Raw genomic sequence first — 26,150 nt, forward strand, 5'->3', positions numbered from 1 at the left:
CCTGTAAAAAAGTGTGCTGCCGCGCCCCAATCCTTCTAGGTGAACATGAAGGTATCGGCGTCGAGATTCGCGGGAAAGCGTGCTCGATAGGCCGCCAACTCGCTGGCGTTCAAACGTACCTGGAACACCCCATCCGCCTCACCGGCACTGAGAAGGGTCTCGCCCTGGTAGTCCAACACCTGGCTGTCACCGGTATACGCAAAGCCCTTGCCGTCGGTACCTATCCGGTTCACCGCAGCGACATAGCACAGGTTTTCAATGGCTCGGGCCGGCAACAAGCGGTTCCAGTGCAGCCGCCGAGCCCCGGGCCAGTTGGCGGTGTACAGCAGCAGATCAGTGTCCTGGGCATCGCGGCTCCACACCGGAAAACGCAGGTCGTAGCAGATCAGCGGACGAATCCGCCACCCCTTGAGTTCGAACTGTACCTGGCGCTCACCTGGGGTGAAGTGATTGTGCTCGCCGGCCATGCGGAACAGGTGGCGCTTGTCGTAATGCCAGACTTCACCGTCGGGACGCGCCCACAACAGGCGGTTGCGATGGCTGCCGTCCGCCGCCTGGATGATCACGCTACCAGTGATCACCGCATCGAGCTTCTTCGCCTGACAGCGCAGCCACTTGCTGGTGGGGCCGTTCTCCGCCTCCGCCAAGGTGCTGGATTCCATGGAGAATCCGGTGGTGAACATTTCCGGGAGAATGATCAGATCCGCACCGCGGGCCTGCTCCAGCAACTGCTCGAAATGCTCGAAGTTGGCCTGGCGGTCATGCCAGGCCAGGGTGGTCTGGATCAACGCCAGATTCAGATCGGGTAACGCACTCAGATCACGCATAGTTTCTCCGCTGCCTGACGCAGCGTCTCCTCGCGCTTGGCAAAACACAGACGTACCAGACGCTGCCCCTGGGGCGGCTGCTGATAGAACACCGACACCGGAATGGCTGCCACGCCGTGTTCGCGGGTCATCCAGGTTGCCATGTCGACGTCATTCAAGTCTGGACGAATCTGCGAATAGTCCACCAGTTGAAAGTAGGTGCCGGCCACCCGGGTAAAGCTGAAGCGCGAAGGGCTCAGCAAGTCGCAGAACAGATCACGCTTGGCCTGGTAGAAGGCCGGTAGCTGCTCGACATGTTCCGGGCATTCGGCCATGAAGTCCGCCAGAGCGTACTGCAAAGGGGTCACGCCGCAGAAGCTGACATATTGATGCACCTTGCGCAGCTCGGCGCTCAAGGCCGGTGGCGCTACGACATAACCGGTCTTCCAGCCGGTCACGTGGTAGGTCTTGCCGAAAGAGCTGACGACGAAAGCCCGCGGATACAGCTCCTCGTGGGCCAAAACACTGACATGGGGCACACCGTCAAACACCAGGTGCTCATAGACCTCATCGCTGACCAGGTAGATGTCGCGATCACGGATCAGCGCTGCCAACTGGTCCAGTTCGGCACGGCTGATCAAGGCTCCACTGGGGTTGTGCGGCGTGTTCAGAATGATCATCCGCGTACGCGGGCTCAGGGCTTCGCCAAGTTTCTGCCAGTCGATGGCAAAGTCATCAAGGCCCAGTTGCACATGCACGCAACGGCCGCCGGCTAGTTCCACTGCCGGCTCATAACTGTCGTAACAGGGATCGAAAACGATGACCTCGTCACCGCGCTGAATCACCGCCTGGATGGCACAGAAAATGGCCTGGGTGGCGCCCGGGGTGATGGTCACTTCGCTGTCGGCATTGACCTCGACGCCATAGCAGCGAGCGATTTTCGCCGCCACCTGTTGGCGCAAGGCCGGCAATCCGGTCATGGGTGCGTATTGGTTGTGGCCATTGGCGATATGCCGTCCAACCGCGTCACGCAAGGCTTGGGGACCCTCGAAATCAGGGAAGCCCTGGGACAGATTGAGCGCTCCGGTTTCAACCGCGAGCTGGGACATCTGCGTGAAGATGGTGGTGCCGACATTCGGCAGCTTACTGGTGATCATGAGGATTCCCTGCTGAACACCCGGCTCTACGACGGCGCGGGAGGTCCCGAGAATAGCCCAAACACCGGGCATGAAAAAGGGCGCATAAAGCGCCCTCTTACCCACACAAATCCCGGTCGCTCAGCGCTTGTCGCGGCGCTTCTTGTCGGCCTTCTTGTGGTGCGACATCAAACGACGCTTCTTGTTGACCTGGCGGTCGGTCAGCGTGTTCTTGTTGCCTTCGTACGGGTTCTCGCCACCCTTGAACTCGATACGAATCGGTGTGCCCACCAGCTTCAGTACGCGACGGTAGGTGTTTTCCAGGTAACGCACGTAGGACTTCGGTACCTTCTCCACCTGGTTGCCGTGAATCACGATCAGCGGCGGGTTGGCACCGCCCAAGTGGGCGTAGCGCAGCTTGATCCGACGGTTGTTGACCATGGGCGGCGCGTGCTCGCCAACGGCGTCTTCGAGAATCTGCGTCAGGCGGCTGGTCGGCCAGCGGGTCACCGCCGACTTGAAGGAGTTCTGCACCGACTGGTAGAGGTTGCCCACGCCGGTTCCGTGCAAGGCCGAGATGAAGTGGATATCGGCGAAGTCGACGAAGAACAACCGGCGCTGCAGCTCGGTCTTCACATAGTCGCGCTCGCTTGGCTGCATGCCGTCCCACTTGTTCAGGGCGATCACCAGGGCCCGACCGGCTTCCAGGGCGAAGCCCAGCAGGTTCAAGTCGTGGTCCACCACGCCTTCCCGGGCGTCCATGACAAAGATCACCACGTTGGCGTCTTTGATCGCTTGCAGGGTTTTGACCACCGAGAACTTTTCAACTTCCTCGTGGATCTTGCCGCGCTTGCGCACACCGGCGGTGTCGATCAGCGTGTACTTCTCGTCGTTGCGCTCGAACGGGATGTAGATACTGTCGCGGGTGGTGCCGGGCTGGTCGTAGACGATGACCCGGTCTTCACCGAGCATGCGGTTGACCAGCGTGGATTTACCCACGTTGGGGCGGCCGATGATGGCGATCTTGATCCCGTCTTTCTCGCTCGGACCAGGAATGCGCTTGGCTTCCTCGCCTTCGGCGACGATCTCTTCCTCACCTTCTTCCGGCTCGTCGGCGTCATCCTTGGGGAACTCGCTCAGGGCGATTTCCAGCATCTGGGTGATGCCGCGGCCATGAGCACCAGCGATTGGAATCGCATCGCCCATACCCAGTGGCGCGAACTCGGCGCGGGCCATGTCCGGGTCGATGTTGTCGACCTTGTTGGCGATCACGTAGGAGGTCTTGTTACGTTTGCGCAGGTGTTCGCCAATCATCTGGTCGGCCGCGGTAAACCCGGCCTTGGCGTCCACCAGGAACAACACCACATCAGCTTCTTCGATGGCCAGCAGCGACTGCTCGGCCATCTTTTCATCCATGCCATGTTCGTCACCGGAAATACCACCGGTGTCGATCAGAATATAGGTACGCCCTTGCCACTTGGCCTCACCGTATTGGCGATCACGGGTCAGACCGGACAGGTCGCCAACAATGGCGTCGCGAGTCCGAGTCAGGCGGTTGAACAAGGTGGACTTGCCGACGTTAGGTCGGCCCACCAGGGCGATTACGGGAACCATGCGGCTCTCCACTGCGTTAATTGCGAAAATACAAAAGCCGCTGCGAGGCAGCGGCTGGTGCTCGGGGCAGCACCTTGAAGTGCTGCGAACCTTGTCGAGACAAGGCCGCTTGGGGAATCAACCCCAAGCATAGTCAAACCATTACTTGATGGTCAGGGCTTCCAGTTTGCCGCTGTTGCCATACACATAAATCATGTCGCCCACCACCAGCGGACGAGCGCGCAAGCCGTCGCTATCGATGCGGGTACGGCCGACGAAACGACCGTCCACCTGACTCAGCAGGTGCAGGTAACCTTCCAGGTCACCCACCGCTACGTAGCTGGAGAAGACTTCCGGGGCCGACAGTTGACGACGGGCCAGGGAGTCGTTGCTCCACAGGGCCGTAGTCGAACGCTCGTCCACGCCTTCCACGGTGCCCGACGACAGGCTGACATAGACGCTGCCAAAACCTTGCGCCACACCGGCATAGCTGGAAGCGTCACGCTGCCACAGCGGACGACCGCTCTCCAGGTCCAGGGCAACCACACGTCCCTGATAGCTGGCGACGTACAGGGTACCGCCGGACAGCAGCAAGCCGCCGTCGATGTCCACTACCCGATCCAGCTCGGAACGGCCTTGTGGAATAGCGACACGCTGCTCCCACACCGGCACGCCGTTGCGGATATCCAGCGCCACCACCTTGCCAGTGGAGAGACCGGCCAGGGCCAGACGGTTGGTGGCCAACGGCGCACTGGTGCCCCGCAGGGTCAGTACCGCTGGAGTGCTGTCGTAGAGCCAGAGCTGGTTGCCGGTGCTGGCATCGAGGCCAATCAAACGGTCATCCTGAGTCTGGACCACGACCACGTCACCGTTGGTCGCCGGCGGAGCCAGCACTTCACTGGTGACCCGGGAGCGCCACTTCTCTTCACCGCTGGAAGCATCCAGGGCAACCACTTCGCCTTTCAGAGTGCCGATCATGACCAGGCCGTAACCCACGCCGACGGCGCCGGAAACAGGCAGTTCAAGATCTTTCTTCCATTTGACGTCGCCGTTCATGCGATCCATGGAAACCACAACGCCAGTGACGTCGGCGGCATAGATGGTGTCACCATCGATCGCCGGCACCAGCATGTTGTAGGTTTCGCCCTGACCGTCACCGATCGAACGGCTCCACTGCTTCTGCAGGACCACTTCTTCTTTGAAGTCGACCAGTTCAGCCGGCGGCAGTTCTTTCTTGCTATTGCTGCTGCAACCCGCGGCCAACAAGGCCAGGGCCAGCAATGCTGCATGTTTCCAACGGATCACGTCATGCATCCCCTTTGGCCAGGTCGTCCAGCTTGATTTGTAAGCCACCGACCGCCGCCTCATCCGAGAGCGCCGCCTTGGCTTTTTGGTATGCCGCATGGGCTTCATCCACACGGCCCAACTGGACCAGCAGATCACCCTTGAGTTCTTCGCGGGTCGCCAGGAACGCCTTGTCGGCATCACCCTCGAGCAGCTTCAAGGCCTCGTCAGCCTTGTTCTGCGCCGCCAGCACCTGGGCCAGACGCTGGCGCGCCACTTCACCCAGAGCCGGGCTCGCCGGCTTGTCGAGCACTGCTTTGAGCTGCGCCGCTGCGTCGTCCAGCTTGCCGGTGTCCACGGCTACCTTGGCCACGAACAGGTTGCCGTATTGCGCGTAGGCAGTACCGCCGAACTCGCTGTTGAGCTTGCCGGCCAGGTCTGCAACCCGGGCGGCGTCAGGCTTGCCATCTGGCGTCAGGGTGGTTTCCAGCAGTTGCTGATAGAGCACCGAAGCACCTTGCGACTGATTGTTCTGATACTTGTGCCAGGCCTGCCAGCCGAACACGATAACCAAGGCCAACAGGCCGCCAGTCACCAGGGGTTTGCCGTTGCGCTGCCACCAGTCTTTCAATTCCGCCAGCTGTTCATCTTCGGTACTCGACACCCCAATACTCCTTATTCGCTAAATCGGCTGTTTGACAGCTTCAACCCTGCACGATGCAGGTGGCCAGGTGCGCGGCGAGCGCATCCCAGGCAATGCTTTGTTGTTCACCCTGGCCACGCAGGGGTTTGAAACCTACCACTTGCTGGGCCAGTTCGTCGTCACCAAGGATCAGCGCGTACAACGCACCGCTCTTGTCGGCCTTCTTGAATTGGCTCTTGAAGCTGCCGGCACCGGCATTGATCTGCAGACGCAGGTTCGGCAATTGGTCTCGAACGCGCTCACTCAGCGCCAGTGCGGCCAGTTCGGCAGCCTCGCCGAAGGCGCAGAGGTAAACGTCGACCTGACGCGAGATTTCTTGCGGGATCTGCTCCAGGGTTTCCAGCAGCAGCACCAGACGTTCGATCCCCATCGCGAAGCCAACACCCGGTGTAGGTTTGCCACCCATTTGCTCGACCAGCCCGTCGTAACGGCCGCCGGCACACACTGTGCCCTGGGCGCCGAGCTTGTCGGTGACCCATTCGAAAACGGTCTTGCTGTAGTAATCCAGCCCGCGCACCAGCTTCGGGTTGATCACATAAGGGATACCCGCGGCGTCCAGACGGGCCTTGAGCCCCTCGAAGTGCACACGGGACTCTTCGTCCAGGTAGTCGGCCAGCTTGGGCGCGTCCACCAGTACGGCTTGAGTGTCCGGATTCTTGGTATCGAGCACGCGCAGCGGATTGGTCTTCAGGCGACGCTGGCTGTCTTCGTCCAGCTTGTCCATGCGCGCCGACAGGAACGCCACCAGCGCGTCGCGATAACGTGCGCGAGCCTCAGCAGTGCCCAGGCTGTTCAGTTCGAGCTTGACCGCATCACGGATGCCCAGCTCGCCCCACAGGCGCCAGGTCAGCACGATCAGCTCAGCATCAATGTCCGGACCGTCGAGGTTGAAAACCTCGCAACCGATCTGGTGGAACTGGCGATAACGGCCTTTCTGCGGGCGCTCGTGACGGAACATCGGGCCGATGTACCAGAGCTTCTGCACCTGGCCACCGCCAGTGATGCCGTGCTCGAGTACAGCGCGGACGCACGCCGCAGTGCCTTCCGGACGCAGGGTCAGGGAATCACCGTTGCGGTCTTCGAAGGTGTACATCTCTTTTTCGACGATGTCGGTCACTTCACCGATGGAGCGCTTGAACAGCTCGGTGAATTCGACGATCGGCATGCGGATCTGCTTGTAGCCGTAGTTATCCAGCAGACGCGCCACAGTGCCCTCGAAATAACGCCACAGGGGCGTCTGCTCGGGCAGGATGTCATTCATGCCACGAATGGCTTGCAGAGACTTGCTCACAAAAAATCCTTAAATACGTTCGGTTAGCCGCGAGCGATAAGCGCTGCGTCGGCTTCAACCTTTTCGGCCGCCTTCTGCCGGATCAGCTTTTCAAGCTCGTCCACCAGATTGTCATTGGTCAGTTTCTGTGCAGGCTTGCCGTCGATGTAGATCAGATTCGGCGTACCACCGGTCAGGCCGATATGCGCCTCTTTGGCTTCACCCGGACCGTTGACCACACAACCGATCACTGCGACATCCAACGGCACCAGCAAGTCTTCCAGGCGCCCTTCCAGTTCGTTCATGGTTTTCACCACATCGAAATTCTGCCGCGAGCAGCTCGGGCAAGCGATGAAGTTGATGCCACGGGAACGCAGGTGCAGGGACTTGAGAATGTCGTAGCCGACCTTCACTTCCTCGACCGGGTCGGCCGCCAACGAGATGCGAATGGTATCGCCAATGCCTTCGGCCAGCAGCATACCGAGGCCGACGGCGGATTTCACCGTGCCTGAACGCAATCCGCCGGCTTCGGTGATCCCCAGGTGCAGAGGCTGGATGATTTCCTTGGCCAGCAAGCGATAGGCTTCGACGGCCATAAACACGTCGGACGCCTTCACGCTGACCTTGAAGTCCTGGAAATTCAGGCGTTCAAGGTGCTCGACGTGGCGCAGTGCCGACTCAACCAACGCTGCTGGAGTCGGTTCGCCGTACTTTTTCTGCAGATCTTTTTCCAGGGAGCCGGCGTTGACCCCGATACGGATCGGAATTCCGCGGTCACGGGCGGCATCCACCACCGCACGCACCCGATCTTCGCGACCGATGTTGCCGGGGTTGATCCGCAGGCAATCGACACCCAGCTCGGCTACGCGCAGGGCGATCTTGTAGTCGAAGTGAATGTCGGCCACCAGCGGCACCTTGACCTGCTGCTTGATGCGACCGAACGCCTCGGCGGCGTCCATGTCCGGCACCGAGACCCGCACGATGTCGACACCGGCAGCTTCAAGGCGGTTGATCTGGGCGACGGTTGCGGCCACGTCGTTGGTGTCGCTGTTGGTCATGCTCTGCACTGCGATCGGGGCATCGCCACCGACCGGTACCGAGCCGACCCAGATCTTGCGGGACTCGCGACGTTTGATTGGAGATTCGCCGTGCATGACTTATTGACCTAACTTCAGGCGAGCGGTCTCGCCACTGGTGAACGGGGCGATATCCACCGCCTGACCGTTGTAAGAAATTTGTGCGCCACGGGCATACCCCAGACGTACGGCAAAAGGCGGCTTGCCGCTAACATCGACCGTTTCACCCTTGCGTTTTAAAGCACTGAGCAGAATCTTGCCATTGCCATCGATGACCTGGGCCCAGCAGTCGGCACTGAACTGGATCTGCACCTGGCCCGAACCGGCGACCGGAGTGGTTGGCGCCGCTGCGGTGGCAGGATTCGCTGGCGTAGCGGGTACGACAGCCGGAACCGGCGCCTGAACTGCTGGTGCGCTGACAACGGGCGCAACGGTCGGGGCGGTATGCGCAGGAGCGGTTGGGGCCGCAGGAGTCGCAACCGGAGCCGACGTTGCAGGCGCCACTGGATTGGCAGGCGCCTCAGCAGCAGCCAGGCTCTGAGTTTGCGCGGCGTTGTCCTGGGCTTCGCTCTGACCTTCGGCGACGGCCTGGTCTTCCGGCTCGTCGATTGGATGGATCTGCGTGGTGCCATCGGCACCCTCAACCTCAACGTGCTCGGGACTCAAGGAGATCGGCTCCTTGCCGCGCAAGGAGGACTGATCCTGCCACCAGATGAAACCGCCACCCACCACGGCCACCAACAGCAGCAAGCTGACGATGCGCAGGATGGTGTGGGAAACCCGTACCGGCTCTTCGATACGACCCAGAGCATGAACGCTGCTGCCTTGGGAGTCGGTACCGGTGTATTGATCGAATTCCTGTACCAGGATGGCCTGGTCCATGCCCAGCAATTTGGCGTAGGCACGGATATAGCCGCGAGCAAAGGTATGCCCTGGCAGTTTGTCGAACGCGCCGGCTTCCAGATTGCTCAGGGAGCTCACGGTGAGGTTGAGCTTGTGGGCCACTTCAGCCAGCGACCAACCATTGCTTTCGCGGGCCTGACGCAGGGTCTCACCGGGGTTTACGCGAGTCACTGCTTGAACTTCGGGATGCGCCGCTTTCATCATTGCTCCGACAGGTATTGCTGATATTCCGGCGTACCGGGATAAAGTCGTTTTAGTTGCAGGCCGTAACTGGCGGCCTTGTCGCGATCTTCGAACACCGTTGCCAGCCGAACGCCGAGCAATAGACTACGTGCATTTTGCTCGCCGAGCAGGCTAAAACGATCGTAATAGTCGCGCGCGGGCACATAATGCCTGTCTTCGTAAGACAACTCAGCCATTTCCAGCAATGCGCGGGGCTGTTGGTGATTCAGGCGCAGGGCTTTTTCCAGTTGCAGTTGGGCCAGCTCACGCTGGCCCAGCTTGGAAGCAGTCATACCGAGGTTTTCGAACACCCGGGAACGCTCGGGGTACAGAGTATCAGCAGCGGCCTGCTCGAAGCGCTGATAAGCCTCTTTGTAACGTTTTTCTTCGAACAGGAAGCTGCCGTAGTTGTTGAGGATACGCGCACTGTCCGGACGGGCCGCCAGGGCTTGGCGAAAGTGCTCATCGGCCAGCGCAGGTTCCATCTCGGCCTGGAACACCAGCGCCAGGGCGGCGTTGGCATCAGCATCGGCAGGCGCCAGCTCCAGGGCCTTTTTCAATGGCACCTTGGCCCTTTCGCTCATGCCCTGCTGCAAATACCCCAGGCCCAACTGTACGTAGGCCTCGCGCGCCTCATCACGGCCCTTGCTGGTGTTCATCGGACTGGAATCACCCGACAGAACACAGCCAGCACAGAGACTGGCAACAAGCAGGAGCAGCGCGAAGCGCAGGGTCATGGAGATCCTCTCTCAGGTACGGGTCGCGGCGCTTTGCGGCATATCGGCGTCGGCGCTCAGCTCACGCACGGCGATATAACGTTCGCTACGGCGGGTGCGATCCAGCACCTGCCCGACCAACTGACCGCAGGCGGCATCGATGTCTTCACCGCGAGTCGTGCGCACGGTGACATTGAAGCCGGCATGATGCAGTTGGTCCTGGAAACGACGAATGGCGTTGTTGCTCGGACGCTCGTAACCGGAATGAGGGAACGGGTTGAACGGGATCAGGTTGATCTTGCAAGGAATGTCCTTGAGCAACTCGATCATCTCAACCGCGTGTTCCAGCTTGTCGTTGACGTCCTTGAGCAGGGTGTACTCGATGGTCAGCACGCGCTTCTCGCCCAGGGAGGACATGTAGCGCTGGCAGGACTCCAGGAGCATCTTCAGCGGGTACTTCTTGTTGATTGGCACCAGCTGGTTGCGCAGCGCATCGTTGGGTGCGTGCAGGGACAACGCCAGGGACACGTCGATGTGCTTGGCCAGCTCATCGATCATCGGCACCACGCCGGAGGTGGACAGGGTCACACGGCGCTTGGAAATGCCGTAGCCCAGGTCGTCCATCATCAGGTGCATGGCGGCGATGACGTTGTCGAAGTTCAGCAGCGGCTCACCCATGCCCATCATCACCACGTTGGTGATGGCACGGTCGACGGTTGCCGGGACGCTGCCAAAGGATTTGTTGGCAATCCACACCTGGCCGATGACTTCGGCGGCGGTGAGGTTGCTATTGAAGCCTTGCTTGCCGGTGGAGCAGAAACTGCAATCCAGGGCACAGCCTGCCTGGGACGAAACGCACAGAGTGCCGCGCTTGCCCTGGGGAATGTACACGGTCTCGACGCAGCTGCCGGACGCCACGCGCACCACCCATTTGCGGGTGCCGTCGCTGGAGATGTCCTCGCTGACCACTTCCGGACCGCGAATCTCGGCAACGGCCTTGAGCTTCTCGCGCAAGGCCTTGCCGACATTCGTCATGGCGTCGAAATCATCGACGCCAAAGTGGTGAATCCATTTCATTACCTGACCGGCACGGAAACGCTTCTCCCCGATTGAGTCGAAGAATTTCTCCATTTCCGGTTGAGTCAACCCCAACAGGTTAGTTTTGCCGATCGATGTAGTCATGGTCTCACCCCTCACTCGCCAGCCTTACTCAGCGAGCGGTTACTTCAGTAGCTGCGAAGAAGTAAGCGATTTCGCGAGCAGCGGCAGCTTCGGAGTCCGAACCGTGAACGGCGTTGGCGTCGATGGACTCGGCGAAGTCAGCACGGATGGTGCCGGCAGCAGCTTCTTTAGGGTTGGTAGCGCCCATCAGCTCACGGTTGCGAGCAATGGCGTTTTCGCCTTCCAGAACCTGAACAACAACTGGACCGGAAGTCATGAAGGCAACCAGTTCGCCGAAGAAGCCACGCTCGCTGTGCTCAGCGTAGAAGCCTTCAGCTTCAGCCTTGGACAGTTGCTTCATTTTCGAAGCTACAACGCGCAGGCCGGCTTCTTCAAAACGGGAAACGATCTTGCCGATAACGTTTTTTGCAACAGCGTCAGGCTTGATGATGGAGAAAGTACGTTGAACAGCCATGGTGTAACTCCAGAAACGGTGATTAAAGCGAAAAATTAAACCCGCGAATTATACGCGGGTTTATAGGGATTGCCTAACTGCGTAGCCCGCGGATTCAGTCCGCTTCGTCGATCCAGGCGGCCTGAATTGCTTCAAGAACCTTCTCGCCTCCGCGAGCCGGATCGTCGCTGAACTCTGGCAGTGCCAGAACCCATTGGTGCAAGTCGACAAAGTTCACATAACGCGGATCCACATCCGGCTTGGAATCAGCCAGCTGGATCGCGATTTCCAGTACATCAACCCACTTCAGACTCATGACGACTCCTTGAATCAGTGCGGCGCTTCGGCGGCATGGTTGAGTGAGTACTTGGGAATTTCAACGGTCAGGTCTTCATCACCAACGATAGCCTGGCACGACAGGCGCGACTGTGCTTCCAGGCCCCAGGCCTTGTCCAGCAAGTCTTCTTCCAGCTCGTCGGCTTCGTTCAGCGAGTCAAACCCTTCACGAATGATGCAGTGGCAGGTAGTGCAGGCGCAGACGCCGCCGCAGGCGCTCTCGATCTCGATGTGGTTGTCGTGGGCCACGTCGAGCACCGAAACACCAGGCTCGACCTCGACAACCAGACCGTCCGGGCAGAACACGGCGTGTGGCAGAAAAATGATCTGCGGCATCAGTTATTCCTCGATTTCATTCAGGTTGCGCCCCGCCAAAGCGGCTTTCACCGTCGAATCCAGGCGGCGGGCAGCAAAGGCATCGGTCACTTGCGACAGACGCTTGGTCTGCTGCTCGATGGCGTAACCATCGGTGCCACGCATCAATTCACTCAGTTCCTGCATCTGCAGCTCGATGACCATGCGCTCTTCAGCATCCAGAAGACGGTCACCATCAGCGTCCAGGGCGCCCTGCACAGCCTCGATCAGCCGCTGGGCATCAACCTGCTGCTCACGCAGCACGCGGGCCACCTTGTCGTCACCGGCGTACTGGAAGGAGTCCTTGAGCATCTTGGCGATTTCACCGTCAGTCAGGCCGTAGGACGGCTTGACCTGAATGCTGGCTTCAACCCCCGAACCCAGCTCTCGGGCAGAGACACTGAGCAGGCCATCGGCGTCGACCTGGAAGGTCACGCGAATCTTCGCCGCACCGGCCACCATCGGCGGGATGCCACGCAGCTCGAAGCGCGCCAGGGAGCGGCAGTCACTGATCAGCTCGCGCTCGCCCTGCAGCACATGAATCATCATGGCCGTCTGGCCATCCTTGTAGGTGGTGAAGTCCTGGGCACGGGCAACCGGGATGGTGGTGTTACGCGGAATCACCTTCTCCATCAGCCCGCCCATGGTTTCCAACCCCAAAGACAGCGGAATCACGTCCAGCAGCAGCAATTCACCCCCTTCGCGCTTGTTGCCCGCCAGGGTATCGGCCTGGATCGCGGCACCAATGGCCACCACTTGATCCGGATCGATCTCGGTCAACGGCTGGCGACCAAACATTTCAGCCACCGCTTCACGCACACGCGGCACGCGGGTCGAACCACCCACCATGACCACTGCCTGCACTTCGTCCAGCTCGACATTGGAGTCGCGAACGGCACGACGGCAGGCCTTGAGGCTGCGGGCAACCATAGGCTCGATCAGGGCGTCGAAGGCCTCGCGAGTCAGGGCGGCGCGCCAATCGCCATGCACCACTTCCACGGATGCAGCACTGGTCAGGGCTTCCTTGGCCGCACAGGCGGTTTGCAACAGATTGCGCTGGGTGCCTGGGTCCAGGTCGGCGGACAGGCCCGCGCCCTCGATGATCCAGCCGGCAATGGCGTGATCGAAGTCGTCGCCACCCAGGGCGGTATCGCCACCAGTAGCCAGCACTTCGAAGACGCCGCCAGTCAGGCGCAGGATGGAAATATCGAAGGTACCGCCGCCCAAGTCATAGATCGCCACCACACCCTCGGCGTGCTGGTCCAGACCGTAAGCCACGGCAGCTGCGGTCGGCTCGTTGAGCAGGCGCAGCACATTCAGGCCAGCCAATTTGGCCGCATCCTTGGTGGCTTGACGCTGGGCATCATCGAAATAGGCCGGAACGGTAATCACCGCACCTACCAACTCGCCCCCCAGGGCCGCCTCAGCACGCTGACGCAAGACCTTGAGCACTTCAGCCGATACCTCCACCGGGCTTTTCGGCCCCTGGATGGTCTCGATGAACGGCATATGCGACTCACCATCAACGAAGCGATAAGGCAGTTGCTCACCCAATTGCTTGACGTCGGACAGGCCGCGCCCCATCAGGCGCTTGACCGAGAGCACGGTGTTCAGGGGATCGCTGGACGCAGCCAGGCGGGCGGATTCACCCACTTCGACGCGGTCGGCGTGATAACGCACGGCCGACGGCAGAATCACCTGACCCTGCGCGTCAGCCAGAGGCTCGGAAAGACCACTGCGCAAGGCAGCAACCAGCGAATTGGTGGTACCCAAGTCGATCCCCACAGCCAGACGACGCTGGTGCGGTTGAGGACTTTGGCCGGGTTCGGCGATCTGCAGTAGGGCCATGCTTATCTGGACTTATCTGTATATCAGGCGTGCGACCGGAGCGGCACTGGGTTAATCGTCGAGGCGCTCTTCTAACTGGCGCACTTCGTAGGTGAGCTTGTCGAGGAACTGCATGCGCCGCATCAGGCGTTCGGCCTGCTCGCGTTGCGCTGCATCATCCCAACAGGCTGCGAAGCTTTCGTTCAGTTCATCCTGTGCAGTCTTGAGTCGACGCTTGAATGCTGCCACTCCAGCCAGGTCGGCGCTGTCCTGCAAGTCTTCGAGTTCTTCGCGCCACTGCATCTGCTGCAGAAGAAACTCCGGATCATGCACCGTGACTTCCAGCGGCAACTCACCGCCATTCAAGGCCAGAAGATAACGAGCACGCTTTGGCGGACTCTTGAGGGTCTGGTAAGCCTCGTTGAGGCTCGCCGACTGCTCCAGGGCCAGACGTTGCTCGCGCTCGGAAGCATCGGCAAAACGGTCGGGATGAACCCCACGCGCCAACTCACGGTAGCGCGCAGCCAACTGCTCGAGATCCAGACGGAAGCTCGGTTGCAGTTCAAATAAAGCGAAATGACAAGGAGTACCCACAAGAAGCCTCAGATGTTGAAGCTTTCGCCGCAGCCACATTCACCGCGCACGTTGGGGTTGTTGAACTTGAAGCCTTCGTTCAACCCTTCCTTGACGAAATCAAGCTCGGTGCCGTCCAGATAGGTCAGGCTCTTCGGGTCGATGATCACTTTCTCGCCGTGACTTTCGAACACCTGATCGTCCTCGCCGATCTCGTCGACGAACTCCAGCACATAGGCAAGGCCGGAACAGCCTGTGGTGCGAACACCCAGACGAATCCCATCACCCTTGCCGCGCCCATTGAGGGAGCGTCGCACGTGTTGAGCAGCCGCTTCTGTCATGCTGATAGCCATCGTGACTCCTTACTTGTCGCCAAATCTGTGAAAGCCGATCGATCAGATCAGGCCTTTCTTCTGCTTGTAATCGCGAACGGCGGCCTTGATGGCGTCTTCGGCGAGAACCGAGCAGTGGATCTTCACTGGAGGCAGGGCCAGCTCTTCAGCCAGCTGGGTGTTCTTGATGGTTTCGGCTTCATCCAGCGTCTTGCCCTTCATCCACTCAGTGGCCAGGGAGCTGGAAGCAATGGCGGAACCGCAGCCATAAGTCTTGAACTTGGCGTCTTCAATGATGCCCTGCTCGTTGACCTTGATTTGCAGGCGCATCACGTCGCCGCAGGCTGGAGCGCCGACCATGCCGGTGCCGACATCCGGATCTTCCGCGTTCATCTTGCCGACGTTGCGCGGGTTCTCGTAGTGGTCGATGACCTTTTCGCTGTAAGCCATGATTCTTAATCCTCACTCATCAGAGAGTCGCTCTTGGGTTCTGCAAATCGCCGTTATCGGGACGCTCTACAGAACCCTGTGCGGCGACTTATATTCAGTGCGCCGCCCACTCGATCTTCGAGATATCGACGCCATCTTTGTACATGTCCCACAGCGGCGACAGAGCGCGCAGCTTGGTAACGGCTTCGCAGACTTTCTGCGCCGCGTAATCGATTTCTTCTTCGGTGGTGAAGCGGCCGAAGGTGAAGCGGATCGAGCTGTGAGCCAACTCGTCGTTACGGCCCAGGGCACGCAGCACGTACGAAGGCTCGAGCGAAGCCGAAGTACAGGCCGAACCGGAAGACACTGCCAGATCCTTAAGGGCCATGATCAGCGACTCGCCTTCAACGTAGTTGAAGCTCAGGTTCAGGTTGTGCGGTACACGAGCCGTCATGCTGCCGTTGATGTACAGCTCTTCCAGGTGTTCAACCTGCTTGTAGAAGCGATCGCTCAGGGCCTTGATGCGAGCATTTTCGGCGACCATGTCTTCCTTGGCGACGCGGAAGGCTTCGCCCATGCCGACGATCTGGTGAGTGGCCAGGGTGCCAGAACGCATGCCGCGCTCGTGACCGCCGCCGTGCATGGTGGCCTCCAGGCGCACGCGAGGCTTGCGGCTGACGTACAGCGCGCCAATGCCTTTAGGGCCGTAGGTCTTGTGGGCAGAGAAGGACATCAGGTCGACTTTCAGGGCCTGCAGGTCGATTTCGACCTTGCCGGTGGACTGAGCACCGTCGACGTGGAACAGAATACCTTTGGAGCGGGTCAACTCGCCGATGGCGGCAATGTCGTTGATGGTGCCGATTTCGTTGTTCACATGCATGATCGAAACCAGGATGGTGTCGTCACGCAGGGCCGCTTCAACCATGGCCGGAGTGATCAAGCCATCTTCGCCCGGCTCGATGTAAGTCACTTCAAAGCCTTCACGCTCGAGTTGGCGCATGGTGTCCAGGACAGCCTTGTGCTCGATTTTCGAGGTGATCAGGTGCTTGCCCTTGGTGTGATAGAAATGCGCGACACCCTTGATTGCCAGGTTGTCGGACTCGGTTGCACCGGAGGTCCAGACGATTTCACGCGGATCAGCGTTAACCAGGTCGGCCACTTGGCGACGGGCATTCTCCACCGACTCTTCGGCCTTCCAGCCGAACACGTGAGAGCGGGACGCCGGGTTACCGAAGTTTCCGTCGACCAGCAGGCATTCACTCATTTTTTGCGCAACACGCGGATCGACCGGCGTGGTCGCTGAGTAATCAAGGTAAATCGGCAATTTCATGGACTCTCTCCTAAATCAGGCTGGCTGGCGTGCCGCTAGCTCTTTGGCTGTCATTCGACGGCGGACGCTTCAATCTTGTCCAGGCGCGGCGCCTTACCATTACAACGGCGCTGGTCCTGACGCTGGGCTACTTCTTGTACCTCACGGCGAGTAACAAGATCAGCCAAGCTGATACCGCTCAGAAATTCGTGAATCTGCAGGCTCAAGTCGCACCACAGGTGATGGGTCAGGCAGGTGTCGCCGGCATGGCAATCACCCAGCCCCTGGCATTTGGTTGCATCGACCGATTCATTCACCGCATCGATCACCTGAGCCACCTGAATCCCCTGCATGTCACGGGACAGCTGGTAGCCGCCACCAGGACCACGGACGCTGGACACCAGGTTACTGCGGCGCAGTTTGGCGAAAAGCTGTTCGAGGTAGGACAGGGAGATGCCTTGGCGCTCAGAGATATCGGCCAGGGAGACCGGGCCATGTTGCGCGTGCAACGCCAGATCAAGCATGGCGGTCACGGCGTATCGGCCTTTAGTAGTCAGTCGCATGGACAAGTACCACGGAGTTTCGGAATGGACGCGAGTATGCAATACCCGAGTAATCGAGTCAACTATAAGACCAACTACTTTAGTCGGGTTTACCCGCAAAAGAGCGCGCGAATCATAGCAAAGTCTGCGACGTAATGGCACAGCAGTATGGCAACACCTGACCTGCGGGTCACTCAAAGGATATTAGGGCCTTTCGCTAGCAAGCCGACCCCGCAGAGGGGCCGGTTTTGCGCCATCAGCCGACCTGACTGCCGTCCTTGCCTTTGACTTCAGCGAAGTCTTCTTCACGCAATTGAGGCAGATCCTTGGCACAGTAGTCACTGCCCAGATCCTTCAGCGCGCCACACATATCCTCCAGACGACCGTCAACTGCCTGCAGGTGATCCAGCAACTGCCCGATAGCACGAGCCACCGGATCCGGCATGTCCTCGCCGACACCGTAGGCATCGAAACCGAGTTTTTCCGCCATAGCCTTGCGCTTGGCCGCCTGCTCGTCGCTGGACTTCATGATGATCCGCCCAGGAATGCCCACCACCGTCGCTCCGGCCGGCACCGCCTTGGTCACCACCGCATTGGAACCGACCTTGGCCCCCGCGCCCACAATGAAGGGACCCAGCACCTTGGCGCCCGCCCCCACCACCACACCGTCTTCCAGGGTCGGATGGCGCTTGCCCTTGTTCCAACTGGTGCCACCCAGCGTCACCCCTTGATAGAGGGTCACGTCATCACCGATCTCGGCGGTCTCGCCAATGACAATGCCCATGCCATGGTCGATAAAGAAGCGACGGCCGACTTTGGCTCCCGGATGAATTTCGATCCCGGTCAACCAACGACCGAAGTTCGACACCAGCCGCGCCAGCCATTTCCAACCCATGCCCCACAAGGCGCCGGACAAACGATGAATCCAGATCGCGTGCATACCTGGGTAGCAGGTCAACACCTCGAAGGCATTGCGCGCCGCCGGGTCACGATGAAACACGCTTTGGATATCTTCACGCAGACGCTCGAACATCACTGATCCTTCCGCTTTTGTAGCTCTCCACGGGCCGCTTTCTGGGTTTCCGTGAGAATGCCACGCAATATATTCATTTCCGCCCGGCTGACCGAGCTGCGACCGTATAACCGACGCAGGCGTGCCATCAAGTGCCGCGGCTTTTCCGGATCGAGGAAGTCGATGACCACCAGCGTCTGCTGCAGATGCTCGTAGAACCGCTCCAACTCATCCATGGTCGCCAGCTCTTCACTGCGCGGCGAAGCCACTTCATCCTTCTCTACCTTGGTTGGCCGGCCTTGGGCCGCCAGCCAGGACATGCGCACTTCATAAGTCAGCACCTGCACCGCCGTGGCCAGGTTCAGCGAGCTGAACTCCGGGTCCGACGGGATATGCACGTGGAAATGACATCGCTGCAGCTCATCATTGGTCAGGCCGGAATCTTCACGACCGAACACCAGGGCGATCTGCGCCCCCTGCCCGGCTTCCTCTACCACCTTGAGACCGGACTCACGCGGATCAAGCAAGGGCCAGGGAATGCGCCGGTCGCGAGCACTGGTGCCAAACACCAGCGTGCAACCCGCCAATGCCTCCTCAAGGGTGGCAACTACCTGGGCATTGGCCAGGATATCGGTGGCACCGGAAGCACGCGCATCCGCCTCGTGAGACGGAAATACCCGGGGCTCCACCAGCACCAGCCGCGACAAGCCCATGTTCTTCATGGCACGCGCAGCCCCGCCGATATTGCCCGGATGACTGGTATTGACCAGGACGACACGAATGTTCTGCAGCAAGGGATGCGCTCTCGGACACGATAAGGGGGAGCAAATCTTACCGAACAGGCAAGACTCCCGCCTCAAAAATAACCACTCGACAGATTCCAGCGCTCTATAAAGGCGCCCAGCAACCGGCTCAAACACTCGCCACCGGAGAACGCCACACAGCGGATCAATGCAATCAAAGCGAACACCAGCCTTCATCTGCAAAAGTTTTCTGCTAGAATGCTCGGCTTTCTTTAACAACCTTAGGTGACCTATCCATGCAGCCAATGCTGAATATCGCGCTGCGCGCCGCCCGCAGCGCCAGTGAATTGATTTTCCGCTCCATCGAGCGCCTGGATACCATCAAGGTCGACGAAAAAGACGCCAAAGACTACGTATCCGAAGTTGATCGCGCTGCCGAGCAGAAGATCATCGACGCGCTGCGCAAGGCCTACCCGACCCACGCCATCCTCGGCGAAGAAACCGGCCTGCACGCTGGCAGCGGCGAAGGCGAAGACTACCTGTGGATCATCGACCCACTGGACGGCACCACCAACTTCCTGCGCGGCATCCCGCACTTTGCCGTGAGCATCGCCTGCAAATACCGCGGCCGCCTGGAACACGCCGTGGTCCTGGACCCGGTTCGCCAGGAAGAATTCACCGCCAGCCGTGGCCGTGGCGCCCAGCTGAACGGTCGCCGCCTGCGCGTGAGCGGCCGCACCAGCCTCGACGGCGCCCTGCTGGGCACCGGTTTCCCATTCCGTGACGACCAGATGGACAACCTGGACAACTACCTGGGCATGTTCCGCGCCCTGGTTGGCCAGACCGCCGGCATCCGCCGCGCTGGTGCTGCAAGCCTGGACCTGGCCTACGTGGCCGCCGGTCGTTTCGACGCTTTCTGGGAGTCGGGCCTGTCCGAATGGGACATGGCAGCTGGCGCCCTGCTGATTCAAGAAGCCGGCGGCCTGGTGAGCGACTTCACCGGCGGTCACGACTTCCTGGAAAAAGGCCACGTGGTAGCTGGCAACACCAAATGCTTCAAAGCGGTCCTGACCGCCATCCAGCCGCACCTGCCGGCTTCGCTGAAGCGCTAAGCGCCAGCGACAAAAAAGCACCCCGAGGGGTGCTTTTTTTATGTCCGCAAGACCCGACCTGTAGGAGCCGGCTTGCCGGCGAAGGCGATCTCAAAGCCCATTCGCCGGCAAGCCAACCCCTACAAGCGAGGGTTATTGGCCGGGTTGATTCTGGTTCTGACCCAGAATCAGACGCCCCTCTTTATCCACCGGAATCTGGTTGCCCGGGTCACGATCCATGCGCACCTGGCCTTGCTTGCCGCCCAGGTCGTACTTCACGTCATAACCCACGACCTTCTCACTGATGTCATTGACTGTATTACAGCGAGTCTGGGTGGTGGTGTAGGTGTCACGTTCCTGCATGCCTTCCTGCACCTTGTTGCCGGCATAGCCACCGCCAACCGCACCCGCCACGGTGGCGATCTTCTTGCCATTACCACCACCAATCATGCTGCCCAGCAGACCGCCGCCCACCGCGCCCGCCACGGTGCCCAGGATCTGATGCTCATCCTTGACCGGGCGCTGGCGAGTCACGGCGACGTCCTTGCAGACTTCACGAGGAGTCTTGATCTGTTGTTTGACCGGCTGTACGGCCAGCACTTGCGCATACTCAGGGCCGCTTTTAACCAGGCTGTAGGTGGCAACAGCACCCCCGGCGGTGACACCGACAGCACCCAATACCGCACCAACCAGCAACGACTTGTTCACGTGAACCTCCTGACCATACAAACGGGACTTGGCCCGCGCTTCTCCCAGCGTTGGAGCAATAAAAAAGGCGCGAGTTCAACACTCGCGCCTTTTTAACTGACAGCCGGAAAAGGGCTAGATCCTCATGGACGGTCGTCCACTTCCTTCTCGGTATTGGCCGGAGGAATCAGATCCTCGCTGTTCAGGTTCAGCCAGATCAGCACCACGTTGGCGATGTAGATCGACGAGTAGGTACCCGCCAGAACACCGACAAACAGGGCGATGGAGAAGCCCCACAGGTTGTCGCCACCAAAGAACAGCAGCGCGATGATCGCCAGCAAGGTGGAGATCGAAGTCGCCATGGTCCGTAGCAGGGTCTGAGTGGTCGAGATGTTGATGTTCTCGATCAGGCTGGCCTTGCGCAGCACACGGAAGTTCTCACGCACCCGGTCGAACACCACGATGGTGTCGTTGAGGGAGTAACCGATGATCGCCAGCACCGCCGCCAGCACCGTCAGGTCAAAGGTGATCTGGAAGAACGAGAGGATGCCCACCGTCACGATCACGTCGTGGATCAGCGAAACGATCGCGCCCACCGCGAACTTCCACTGAAAGCGAAAGGCCAGGTAGATCAGGATGCCGCCCAGGGCCATGAGCATGCCGAGGCCGCCCTGGTCCCGCAGCTCTTCACCCACTTGCGGACCGACAAACTCGACGCGCTTGACCTGCGCCGGGTTGTCACCGCCAACCTTCTGCAGCGCCTCGGCCACCTGGTGGCCCAGTTGCGGGTCTTCACCCGGCATCCGCACCAGCAGATCAGTGGTCGCACCGAAGCTCTGCACGATGGCTTCGTGATAACCGGCATCGTTCAGTTGCGAACGCACCTTCATCACATCCGCCGGACGCTCGTAGGTCAGCTCAATGAGCGTACCGCCGGTGAAGTCCAGACCGTAGTTCAAGCCTTTGTGGAACCAGCTGAACAACGCCAGGATGGTGAGCAGCACAGTGACGCCGAACGCAACGTTGCGCACGCCCATGAAGTTAATAGTACGTAACATGGCAGCCCCTTAAATCCACAACTTCTTGAAGTCACGACCGCCGAAGATCAGGTTGACCATCGCACGGGTCAGCCAGATGGCCGTGAACATCGAGGTAAAGATCCCGAGGGACATGGTCACCGCAAAGCCTTTGACCGGACCGGTACCCATGGCGAACAGAATGCCGCCCACCAGCAAGGTGGTCAGGTTGGAGTCCAGGATCGCGGTGAATGCCCGGCCGAAGCCTTCGTTGATTGCCCGCTGCACACTCATGCCGGCGGCGAGCTCTTCACGTATCCGCGAGAAGATCAGTACGTTGGCGTCCACCGCCATACCCATGGTCAAGACGATACCGGCGATACCCGGCAGGGTCAGCGTCGCCCCCAGCAGGGACATCAGGGCCAGCAGCAGCACCATGTTCAATGCCAGTGCCACAGTGGCGATGACACCGAAGAAACGGTAGATGGCGATAATGAACAGCGACACGAACAGCATGCCCCACAGAGACGCATCGATACCCTTGGTGATGTTGTCAGCACCCAGGCTTGGACCGATTGTGCGCTCTTCGGCGAAGTACATCGGCGCCGCCAGACCACCGGCACGCAGCAACAGCGCCAGCTCGGAAGACTCGCCCTGGCCGTTCAGGCCGGTGATGCGGAACTGGCTGCCCAGCGGCGACTGGATAGTCGCCAGGCTGATGATCTTCTTCTCTTCCTTGAAGGTCTGCACCGCCACGTCTTTCTCGACACCGTTCACCACTTGTTTGGTGTAGGTGGTGGTCGGCTTCTGCTCGATGAAGATCACCGCCATGCTGCGACCGACATTGCTGCGAGTCGAACGGTTCATCAGCTCGCCACCGTGACCATCAAGCTTGATGTTCACCTGTGGACGGCCGTGTTCGTCGTAACCGGCCTGGGCATCGGTCACCTGGTCACCGGTGATGATCAGGCCACGCTCGATCAGTGCAGGAGGACGGTTGCCCTCACGGAATTCGAAGGACTCGGAAGTCGCCTTGGAAGCACCCGGCTCGGCGGCCAGACGGAACTCCAGGTTGGCGGTCTTGCCCAGGATCCGCTTGGCTTCAGCGGTGTCCTGCACGCCCGGCAGCTCAACCACGATACGGTTGGCACCCTGACGCTGAACCAGAGGCTCGGCCACACCCAGCTCGTTGACCCGGTTACGCACGGTGGTCAAGTTCTGCTTGATGGAGTATTCACGGATTTCCGCCAGCTTGGCCGGGGTCATCGCCAGACGCAGCACCGGTTGGCCATTGAGGTCGGCCGGTACGATATCGAAATCGTTGAAGTTCTTGCGGATCAGCGAACGAGCCTGTTCACGGCTGTCTTCATCGCTGAAGCCCAGCTGGATGGCGCCATTGAGCTGCGGCAGGCTGCGATAGCGCAGGCGCTCTTTGCGCAGCAGGCTCTTGACGTCGCCTTCATAGACTTTCAGGCGGGCGTCGAGGGCTTTGTCCATGTCCACTTCCAGCAGGAAGTGCACACCACCGGACAAGTCCAGACCCAGTTTCATCGGGTGCGCACCCAGGTTGCGCAGCCATTGCGGAGTGGTTTGCGCCAGGTTCAACGCCACCACATAGTCATCGCCCAGCGCCTTGCGCACTACATCCTTGGCCGGAAGCTGGTCTTCCTTGTTGGTCAAGCGCAGCAGACCGCCCTTGCCGTTGGCAGCAATGGAAGCAGCCTTGACCTTGATACCGGCGTCGGTGAGCGCTTTGCTCGCACGATCCAGATCCGCCTGAGTGACCTGCAACGCAGTGCTCGCACCGCTGACCTGAATGGCCGGATCATCAGGGTATAGATTGGGAGCGGAATAAATAAAACCGATCGCCAGCACCGCCAGGATCAGTAGGTACTTCCACAGAGGATATTTGTTCAGCATCACGCCGCCCGTTTATGACGCGGGGCGCCTTGCGCGCCCCGTCGATTGGTAAAAGATGAAACTTAGATGGCTTTCAGCGTGCCTTTTGGCAGCGTGGCAGCGATCGCGCCCTTCTGGAACTTCAGCTCAACGGAGTCCGACACTTCCAGAACCACGAAGTCGTCGGTCACCTTGTTGATCTTGCCGGCGATACCGCCAGTGGTAACAACTTCGTCGCCTTTCTGCAGGCTGCTCAGCAGGTTTTTCTGCTCTTTGGCGCGCTTGGCCTGCGGGCGCCAGATCATCAGATAGAAGATGACCAGGAAGCCAACCAGGAAAATCCACTCGAAACCAGTGCCAGCAGGACCGGCAGCGGCAGGTGCAGCGGCGTCCGCATACGCGGCAGGGATCAAAAAGCTCATTTAACACTCCGATAATTGCAAAATTAGTGGCTTAACGTCTTTAGAACTTATTCTAAAGGCGGCACGGGTAACCCGCGTTTGGCATAGAAGGAATCGACAAAGGCGGCCAATGTACCTTGTTGAATAGCCTCGCGCAAACCAGCCATAAGACGCTGGTAATGGCGCAAATTATGGATGGTATTGAGCATACTCCCGAGCATTTCCCCGCACTTGTCCAAGTGATGCAGATAGGCACGGGAGAAGTTCTGGCAGGTGTAGCAATCACAAGTTGGGTCCAGCGGCGAATCATCATGGCGATGGAACGCGTTACGGATTTTCAGCACGCCTGTATCGATGAACAGATGCCCATTGCGGGCATTGCGGGTTGGCATCACGCAATCGAACATGTCCACACCGCGGCGCACACCCTCAACCAGATCTTCCGGCTTGCCAACTCCCATAAGGTAACGAGGTTTGTCGGCAGGCATCTGGCCCGGCAGGTAGTCCAGGACCTTGATCATTTCATGCTTGGGCTCGCCCACCGACAGGCCACCGATGGCCAGGCCGTCGAAGCCGATCTTGTCCAGGCCTTCCAGGGAACGCATGCGCAGGTCCTGATGCATGCCACCCTGAACGATGCCAAACAGCGCCGCCGTGTTGTCACCATGGGCATTCTTGGAACGCTGGGCCCAGCGCAGGGACAGCTCCATGGAAATCCGCGCCACGTCCTCATCGGCCGGGTACGGGGTGCACTCGTCGAAGATCATCACGATGTCCGAACCCAGGTCGCGCTGCACTTGCATCGACTCTTCCGGGCCCATGAACACCTTGGCACCGTCCACCGGCGAGGCGAAGGTCACGCCCTCTTCCTTGATCTTGCGCATGGCGCCCAGGCTGAACACCTGGAAACCACCGGAGTCGGTGAGGATCGGGCCGTTCCACTGCATGAAGTCATGCAGGTCACCGTGAGCCTTGATCACCTCGGTGCCCGGACGCAGCCACAGGTGGAAGGTGTTGCCGAGGATGATCTCGGCGCCGGTGGCGACGATATCCCGCGGCAGCATGCCCTTGACCGTGCCGTAGGTGCCCACCGGCATGAAGGCCGGGGTTTCCACCGTACCGCGGGGGAAGGTCAGGCGACCGCGTCGAGCCTTGCCATCAGTGGCCAGAAGCTCGAAGGACATACGACAAGTGCGACTCATACAGTTTCCTCGGGGGCCAGATCCTTGGGAGCGGTCGGCGCAGGATTACGGGTGATGAACATCGCATCACCGTAGCTGAAAAAGCGGTACCCATTTTCCACCGCGGCGCGATAGGCGGCCATGGTCTCGGGATAACCGGCGAACGCCGAAACCAGCATCAACAGCGTGGATTCCGGCAGATGGAAGTTGGTCACCAGGGCATCGACCACATGGAACGGCCGGCCCGGGTAGATAAAGATATCGGTGTCGCCGCTGAACGGCTTGAGCACACCATCGCGCGCGGCACTTTCCAGGGAACGCACACTGGTGGTGCCCACCGCCACCACCCGACCACCGCGAGCACGGCATGCGGCAACCGCATCCACCACGTCCTGGCCGACTTCCAGCCACTCGTGATGCATATGGTGATCTTCAATACGCTCGACCCGCACTGGCTGGAAAGTGCCGGCGCCGACATGCAGGGTCACGAACGCAGTCTCCACGCCCTTGGCGGCAATGGCCTCCAGCAGCGGCTGGTCGAAATGCAGCCCCGCCGTGGGCGCCGCGACAGCCCCAAGACGCTGGGCGTACACGGTCTGATAACGCTCACGGTCCGCGCCTTCATCCGGGCGGTCTATATAAGGAGGCAACGGCATGTGCCCGACCCGATCCAGCAGCGGCAGCACCTCCTCGGCAAAACCCAGCTCGAACAGCGTGTCGTGGCGCGCCAGCATCTCGGCCTCGCCACCGCCGTCGATCAGGATCTTCGACCCAGGCTTGGGCGACTTGCTGGAGCGCACATGGGCCAGCACACGATGGCTGTCCAGCACCCGCTCGATGAGGATCTCCAGCTTGCCGCCGGAGGCCTTCTGGCCAAACAGACGGGCCGGAATCACCCGGGTATTGTTGAACACCATCAGATCGCCCGGACGCAAATGCTCCAGCAGATCGGTGAATTGACGGTGGGCCAAGGCGCCGGTTGGCCCATCCAGGGTCAACAGACGGCTGCCGCGACGCTCGGCCAAAGGATGGCGGGCGATCAGCGAATCAGGAAGCTCGAAGGTAAAGTCAGCAACGCGCATGATGGGGTTCGT

28 protein-coding genes are annotated in these 26,150 nt (G+C 60.1%); 1 reads left to right on the forward strand and 27 read right to left on the reverse strand.

Features of this window, described 5'->3' with window-relative positions; all coding sequences use genetic code 11:
* Positions 1-35: 35 nt before the first annotated feature.
* The 21 genes from KHO49_RS23755 to trmJ form a co-directional block, all read right to left on the reverse strand.
* Positions 36-827 (reverse strand): amidohydrolase, encoded by a 792-nt coding sequence (locus KHO49_RS23755; RefSeq protein WP_110597132.1) that lies wholly within the window; start codon positions 825-827, stop codon positions 36-38.
* A complete protein-coding gene (locus KHO49_RS23760; RefSeq protein WP_213665898.1) occupies positions 815-1,963 on the reverse strand; it encodes a pyridoxal phosphate-dependent aminotransferase in 1,149 nt (382 codons plus the stop codon). The genes KHO49_RS23755 and KHO49_RS23760 overlap by 13 nt, the downstream gene beginning before the upstream one ends.
* Positions 1,964-2,083: 120 nt before the next feature.
* Positions 2,084-3,556, reverse strand: coding sequence for a ribosome biogenesis GTPase Der (gene der / locus KHO49_RS23765; RefSeq protein ID WP_011063203.1), 1,473 nt, complete (start codon positions 3,554-3,556; stop codon positions 2,084-2,086).
* Between the two features lie 141 nt (positions 3,557-3,697).
* Positions 3,698-4,849 (reverse strand): outer membrane protein assembly factor BamB, encoded by a 1,152-nt coding sequence (gene bamB, locus KHO49_RS23770; protein WP_213665899.1) that lies wholly within the window; start codon positions 4,847-4,849, stop codon positions 3,698-3,700.
* Positions 4,842-5,483, reverse strand: a complete 642-nt coding sequence (locus KHO49_RS23775; RefSeq protein WP_102860402.1) for a tetratricopeptide repeat protein — start codon at positions 5,481-5,483, stop codon at positions 4,842-4,844. Before KHO49_RS23775 ends, bamB begins: the two co-directional genes overlap by 8 nt.
* A gap of 40 nt (positions 5,484-5,523) precedes the next feature.
* A complete protein-coding gene (gene hisS, locus KHO49_RS23780) occupies positions 5,524-6,813 on the reverse strand; it encodes a histidine--tRNA ligase (RefSeq protein ID WP_102860401.1) in 1,290 nt (429 codons plus the stop codon).
* Between the two features lie 23 nt (positions 6,814-6,836).
* The gene (gene ispG / locus KHO49_RS23785) at positions 6,837-7,946 is read right to left on the reverse strand and encodes a flavodoxin-dependent (E)-4-hydroxy-3-methylbut-2-enyl-diphosphate synthase (RefSeq protein ID WP_016968333.1); all 1,110 of its coding nucleotides are present in this window, start codon (positions 7,944-7,946) and stop codon (positions 6,837-6,839) included.
* A 3-nt stretch (positions 7,947-7,949) separates the two neighbouring features.
* Positions 7,950-8,972, reverse strand: coding sequence for a RodZ domain-containing protein (locus KHO49_RS23790; RefSeq protein WP_213665900.1), 1,023 nt, complete (start codon positions 8,970-8,972; stop codon positions 7,950-7,952).
* Positions 8,972-9,730 (reverse strand): type IV pilus biogenesis/stability protein PilW, encoded by a 759-nt coding sequence (gene pilW, locus KHO49_RS23795; protein ID WP_102860399.1) that lies wholly within the window; start codon positions 9,728-9,730, stop codon positions 8,972-8,974. Before pilW ends, KHO49_RS23790 begins: the two co-directional genes overlap by 1 nt.
* A 12-nt stretch (positions 9,731-9,742) precedes the next feature.
* Positions 9,743-10,891: a dual-specificity RNA methyltransferase RlmN gene (rlmN, locus tag KHO49_RS23800; RefSeq protein WP_102860398.1), complete on the reverse strand. Its 1,149-nt coding sequence runs from the start codon at positions 10,889-10,891 to the stop codon at positions 9,743-9,745.
* A 28-nt stretch (positions 10,892-10,919) separates the two neighbouring features.
* Positions 10,920-11,345 (reverse strand): nucleoside-diphosphate kinase, encoded by a 426-nt coding sequence (gene ndk, locus KHO49_RS23805; protein WP_025129556.1) that lies wholly within the window; start codon positions 11,343-11,345, stop codon positions 10,920-10,922.
* A gap of 94 nt (positions 11,346-11,439) precedes the next feature.
* Positions 11,440-11,640 carry a Fe-S cluster assembly protein IscX gene (iscX, locus tag KHO49_RS23810; RefSeq protein WP_102860397.1) on the reverse strand — a complete coding sequence of 67 codons (201 nt, stop codon included), beginning with the start codon at positions 11,638-11,640 and terminating at the stop codon, positions 11,440-11,442.
* A 14-nt stretch (positions 11,641-11,654) separates the two neighbouring features.
* The gene (gene fdx / locus KHO49_RS23815) at positions 11,655-11,996 is read right to left on the reverse strand and encodes an ISC system 2Fe-2S type ferredoxin (RefSeq protein WP_025129554.1); all 342 of its coding nucleotides are present in this window, start codon (positions 11,994-11,996) and stop codon (positions 11,655-11,657) included.
* A 3-nt stretch (positions 11,997-11,999) separates the two neighbouring features.
* Complete coding sequence (gene hscA, locus KHO49_RS23820) at positions 12,000-13,862, reverse strand: Fe-S protein assembly chaperone HscA (protein WP_102860396.1); 1,863 nt, start codon at positions 13,860-13,862, stop codon at positions 12,000-12,002.
* Positions 13,863-13,913: 51 nt separating this feature from the next.
* Positions 13,914-14,435, reverse strand: a complete 522-nt coding sequence (gene hscB, locus KHO49_RS23825) for a co-chaperone HscB (protein ID WP_011063215.1) — start codon at positions 14,433-14,435, stop codon at positions 13,914-13,916.
* Between the two features lie 8 nt (positions 14,436-14,443).
* Entirely contained in the window at positions 14,444-14,767 is a 324-nt protein-coding gene (iscA, locus tag KHO49_RS23830) for an iron-sulfur cluster assembly protein IscA (protein ID WP_007929524.1), read from the reverse strand.
* Positions 14,768-14,809: 42 nt separating this feature from the next.
* Entirely contained in the window at positions 14,810-15,196 is a 387-nt protein-coding gene (iscU, locus tag KHO49_RS23835) for a Fe-S cluster assembly scaffold IscU (protein ID WP_007929523.1), read from the reverse strand.
* A gap of 94 nt (positions 15,197-15,290) precedes the next feature.
* Positions 15,291-16,505, reverse strand: coding sequence for an IscS subfamily cysteine desulfurase (locus tag KHO49_RS23840; protein WP_102860394.1), 1,215 nt, complete (start codon positions 16,503-16,505; stop codon positions 15,291-15,293).
* A 50-nt stretch (positions 16,506-16,555) separates the two neighbouring features.
* Entirely contained in the window at positions 16,556-17,047 is a 492-nt protein-coding gene (gene iscR / locus KHO49_RS23845; protein WP_011063217.1) for a Fe-S cluster assembly transcriptional regulator IscR, read from the reverse strand.
* 235 nt (positions 17,048-17,282) lie between these two features.
* Positions 17,283-18,059, reverse strand: a complete 777-nt coding sequence (gene cysE / locus KHO49_RS31315) for a serine O-acetyltransferase (protein WP_102880807.1) — start codon at positions 18,057-18,059, stop codon at positions 17,283-17,285.
* Positions 18,059-18,832 (reverse strand): tRNA (cytosine(32)/uridine(32)-2'-O)-methyltransferase TrmJ, encoded by a 774-nt coding sequence (gene trmJ / locus KHO49_RS23855; RefSeq protein ID WP_213665901.1) that lies wholly within the window; start codon positions 18,830-18,832, stop codon positions 18,059-18,061. Before trmJ ends, cysE begins: the two co-directional genes overlap by 1 nt.
* 245 nt (positions 18,833-19,077) lie before the next feature.
* Here trmJ and suhB point away from each other — a divergent pair, with 245 nt between their 5' ends.
* Complete coding sequence (gene suhB / locus KHO49_RS23860; RefSeq protein WP_011063220.1) at positions 19,078-19,893, forward strand: type III secretion system regulator SuhB; 816 nt, start codon at positions 19,078-19,080, stop codon at positions 19,891-19,893.
* A gap of 132 nt (positions 19,894-20,025) precedes the next feature.
* On the opposite strand, the gene KHO49_RS23865 is transcribed toward suhB, so the two are convergent.
* The 6 genes from KHO49_RS23865 to queA all read right to left on the reverse strand — a co-directional run bounded on the left by KHO49_RS23865 (position 20,026) and on the right by queA (position 26,138).
* Complete coding sequence (locus tag KHO49_RS23865) at positions 20,026-20,580, reverse strand: glycine zipper 2TM domain-containing protein (protein WP_102880808.1); 555 nt, start codon at positions 20,578-20,580, stop codon at positions 20,026-20,028.
* 122 nt (positions 20,581-20,702) lie between these two features.
* Positions 20,703-21,617 carry a protein translocase subunit SecF gene (gene secF / locus KHO49_RS23870; protein WP_102860390.1) on the reverse strand — a complete coding sequence of 305 codons (915 nt, stop codon included), beginning with the start codon at positions 21,615-21,617 and terminating at the stop codon, positions 20,703-20,705.
* Between the two features lie 9 nt (positions 21,618-21,626).
* Complete coding sequence (secD, locus tag KHO49_RS23875) at positions 21,627-23,495, reverse strand: protein translocase subunit SecD (RefSeq protein ID WP_102860389.1); 1,869 nt, start codon at positions 23,493-23,495, stop codon at positions 21,627-21,629.
* A 62-nt stretch (positions 23,496-23,557) separates the two neighbouring features.
* Complete coding sequence (yajC, locus tag KHO49_RS23880; protein ID WP_102880809.1) at positions 23,558-23,896, reverse strand: preprotein translocase subunit YajC; 339 nt, start codon at positions 23,894-23,896, stop codon at positions 23,558-23,560.
* Between the two features lie 47 nt (positions 23,897-23,943).
* Complete coding sequence (gene tgt, locus KHO49_RS23885) at positions 23,944-25,059, reverse strand: tRNA guanosine(34) transglycosylase Tgt (RefSeq protein ID WP_161799191.1); 1,116 nt, start codon at positions 25,057-25,059, stop codon at positions 23,944-23,946.
* Positions 25,060-25,073: 14 nt separating this feature from the next.
* Positions 25,074-26,138, reverse strand: a complete 1,065-nt coding sequence (gene queA, locus KHO49_RS23890) for a tRNA preQ1(34) S-adenosylmethionine ribosyltransferase-isomerase QueA (protein ID WP_102860388.1) — start codon at positions 26,136-26,138, stop codon at positions 25,074-25,076.
* Between the last annotated feature and the right edge of the window lie 12 nt (positions 26,139-26,150).

The organism is Pseudomonas sp. RC4D1 (assembly GCF_018390395.1).
GTDB classification, from domain to species: Bacteria; Pseudomonadota; Gammaproteobacteria; order Pseudomonadales; family Pseudomonadaceae; genus Aquipseudomonas; species Aquipseudomonas danubii.

Bases quoted from the DNA above. Each gene is read 5' to 3' on its own strand.
- KHO49_RS23755 (WP_110597132.1), bottom strand. From the start codon at position 827: ATGCGTGATCTGAGTGCGTTACCCGATCTGAATCTGGCGTTGATCCAG.
- KHO49_RS23760 (WP_213665898.1), bottom strand. From the start codon at position 1,963: ATGATCACCAGTAAGCTGCCGAATGTCGGCACCACCATCTTCACGCAG.
- der (WP_011063203.1), bottom strand. From the start codon at position 3,556: ATGGTTCCCGTAATCGCCCTGGTGGGCCGACCTAACGTCGGCAAGTCC.
- bamB (WP_213665899.1), bottom strand. From the start codon at position 4,849: ATGCATGACGTGATCCGTTGGAAACATGCAGCATTGCTGGCCCTGGCC.
- ispG (WP_016968333.1), bottom strand. From the start codon at position 7,946: ATGCACGGCGAATCTCCAATCAAACGTCGCGAGTCCCGCAAGATCTGG.
- KHO49_RS23790 (WP_213665900.1), bottom strand. From the start codon at position 8,972: ATGAAAGCGGCGCATCCCGAAGTTCAAGCAGTGACTCGCGTAAACCCC.
- pilW (WP_102860399.1), bottom strand. From the start codon at position 9,730: ATGACCCTGCGCTTCGCGCTGCTCCTGCTTGTTGCCAGTCTCTGTGCT.
- rlmN (WP_102860398.1), bottom strand. From the start codon at position 10,891: ATGACTACATCGATCGGCAAAACTAACCTGTTGGGGTTGACTCAACCG.
- ndk (WP_025129556.1), bottom strand. From the start codon at position 11,345: ATGGCTGTTCAACGTACTTTCTCCATCATCAAGCCTGACGCTGTTGCA.
- iscX (WP_102860397.1), bottom strand. From the start codon at position 11,640: ATGAGTCTGAAGTGGGTTGATGTACTGGAAATCGCGATCCAGCTGGCT.
- fdx (WP_025129554.1), bottom strand. From the start codon at position 11,996: ATGCCGCAGATCATTTTTCTGCCACACGCCGTGTTCTGCCCGGACGGT.
- hscA (WP_102860396.1), bottom strand. From the start codon at position 13,862: ATGGCCCTACTGCAGATCGCCGAACCCGGCCAAAGTCCTCAACCGCAC.
- iscA (WP_007929524.1), bottom strand. From the start codon at position 14,767: ATGGCTATCAGCATGACAGAAGCGGCTGCTCAACACGTGCGACGCTCC.
- iscU (WP_007929523.1), bottom strand. From the start codon at position 15,196: ATGGCTTACAGCGAAAAGGTCATCGACCACTACGAGAACCCGCGCAAC.
- KHO49_RS23840 (WP_102860394.1), bottom strand. From the start codon at position 16,505: ATGAAATTGCCGATTTACCTTGATTACTCAGCGACCACGCCGGTCGAT.
- iscR (WP_011063217.1), bottom strand. From the start codon at position 17,047: ATGCGACTGACTACTAAAGGCCGATACGCCGTGACCGCCATGCTTGAT.
- cysE (WP_102880807.1), bottom strand. From the start codon at position 18,059: ATGTTCGAGCGTCTGCGTGAAGATATCCAAAGCGTGTTTCATCGTGAC.
- suhB (WP_011063220.1), top strand. From the start codon at position 19,078: ATGCAGCCAATGCTGAATATCGCGCTGCGCGCCGCCCGCAGCGCCAGT.
- secF (WP_102860390.1), bottom strand. From the start codon at position 21,617: ATGTTACGTACTATTAACTTCATGGGCGTGCGCAACGTTGCGTTCGGC.
- secD (WP_102860389.1), bottom strand. From the start codon at position 23,495: ATGCTGAACAAATATCCTCTGTGGAAGTACCTACTGATCCTGGCGGTG.
- yajC (WP_102880809.1), bottom strand. From the start codon at position 23,896: ATGAGCTTTTTGATCCCTGCCGCGTATGCGGACGCCGCTGCACCTGCC.
- tgt (WP_161799191.1), bottom strand. From the start codon at position 25,059: ATGTCCTTCGAGCTTCTGGCCACTGATGGCAAGGCTCGACGCGGTCGC.
- queA (WP_102860388.1), bottom strand. From the start codon at position 26,138: ATGCGCGTTGCTGACTTTACCTTCGAGCTTCCTGATTCGCTGATCGCC.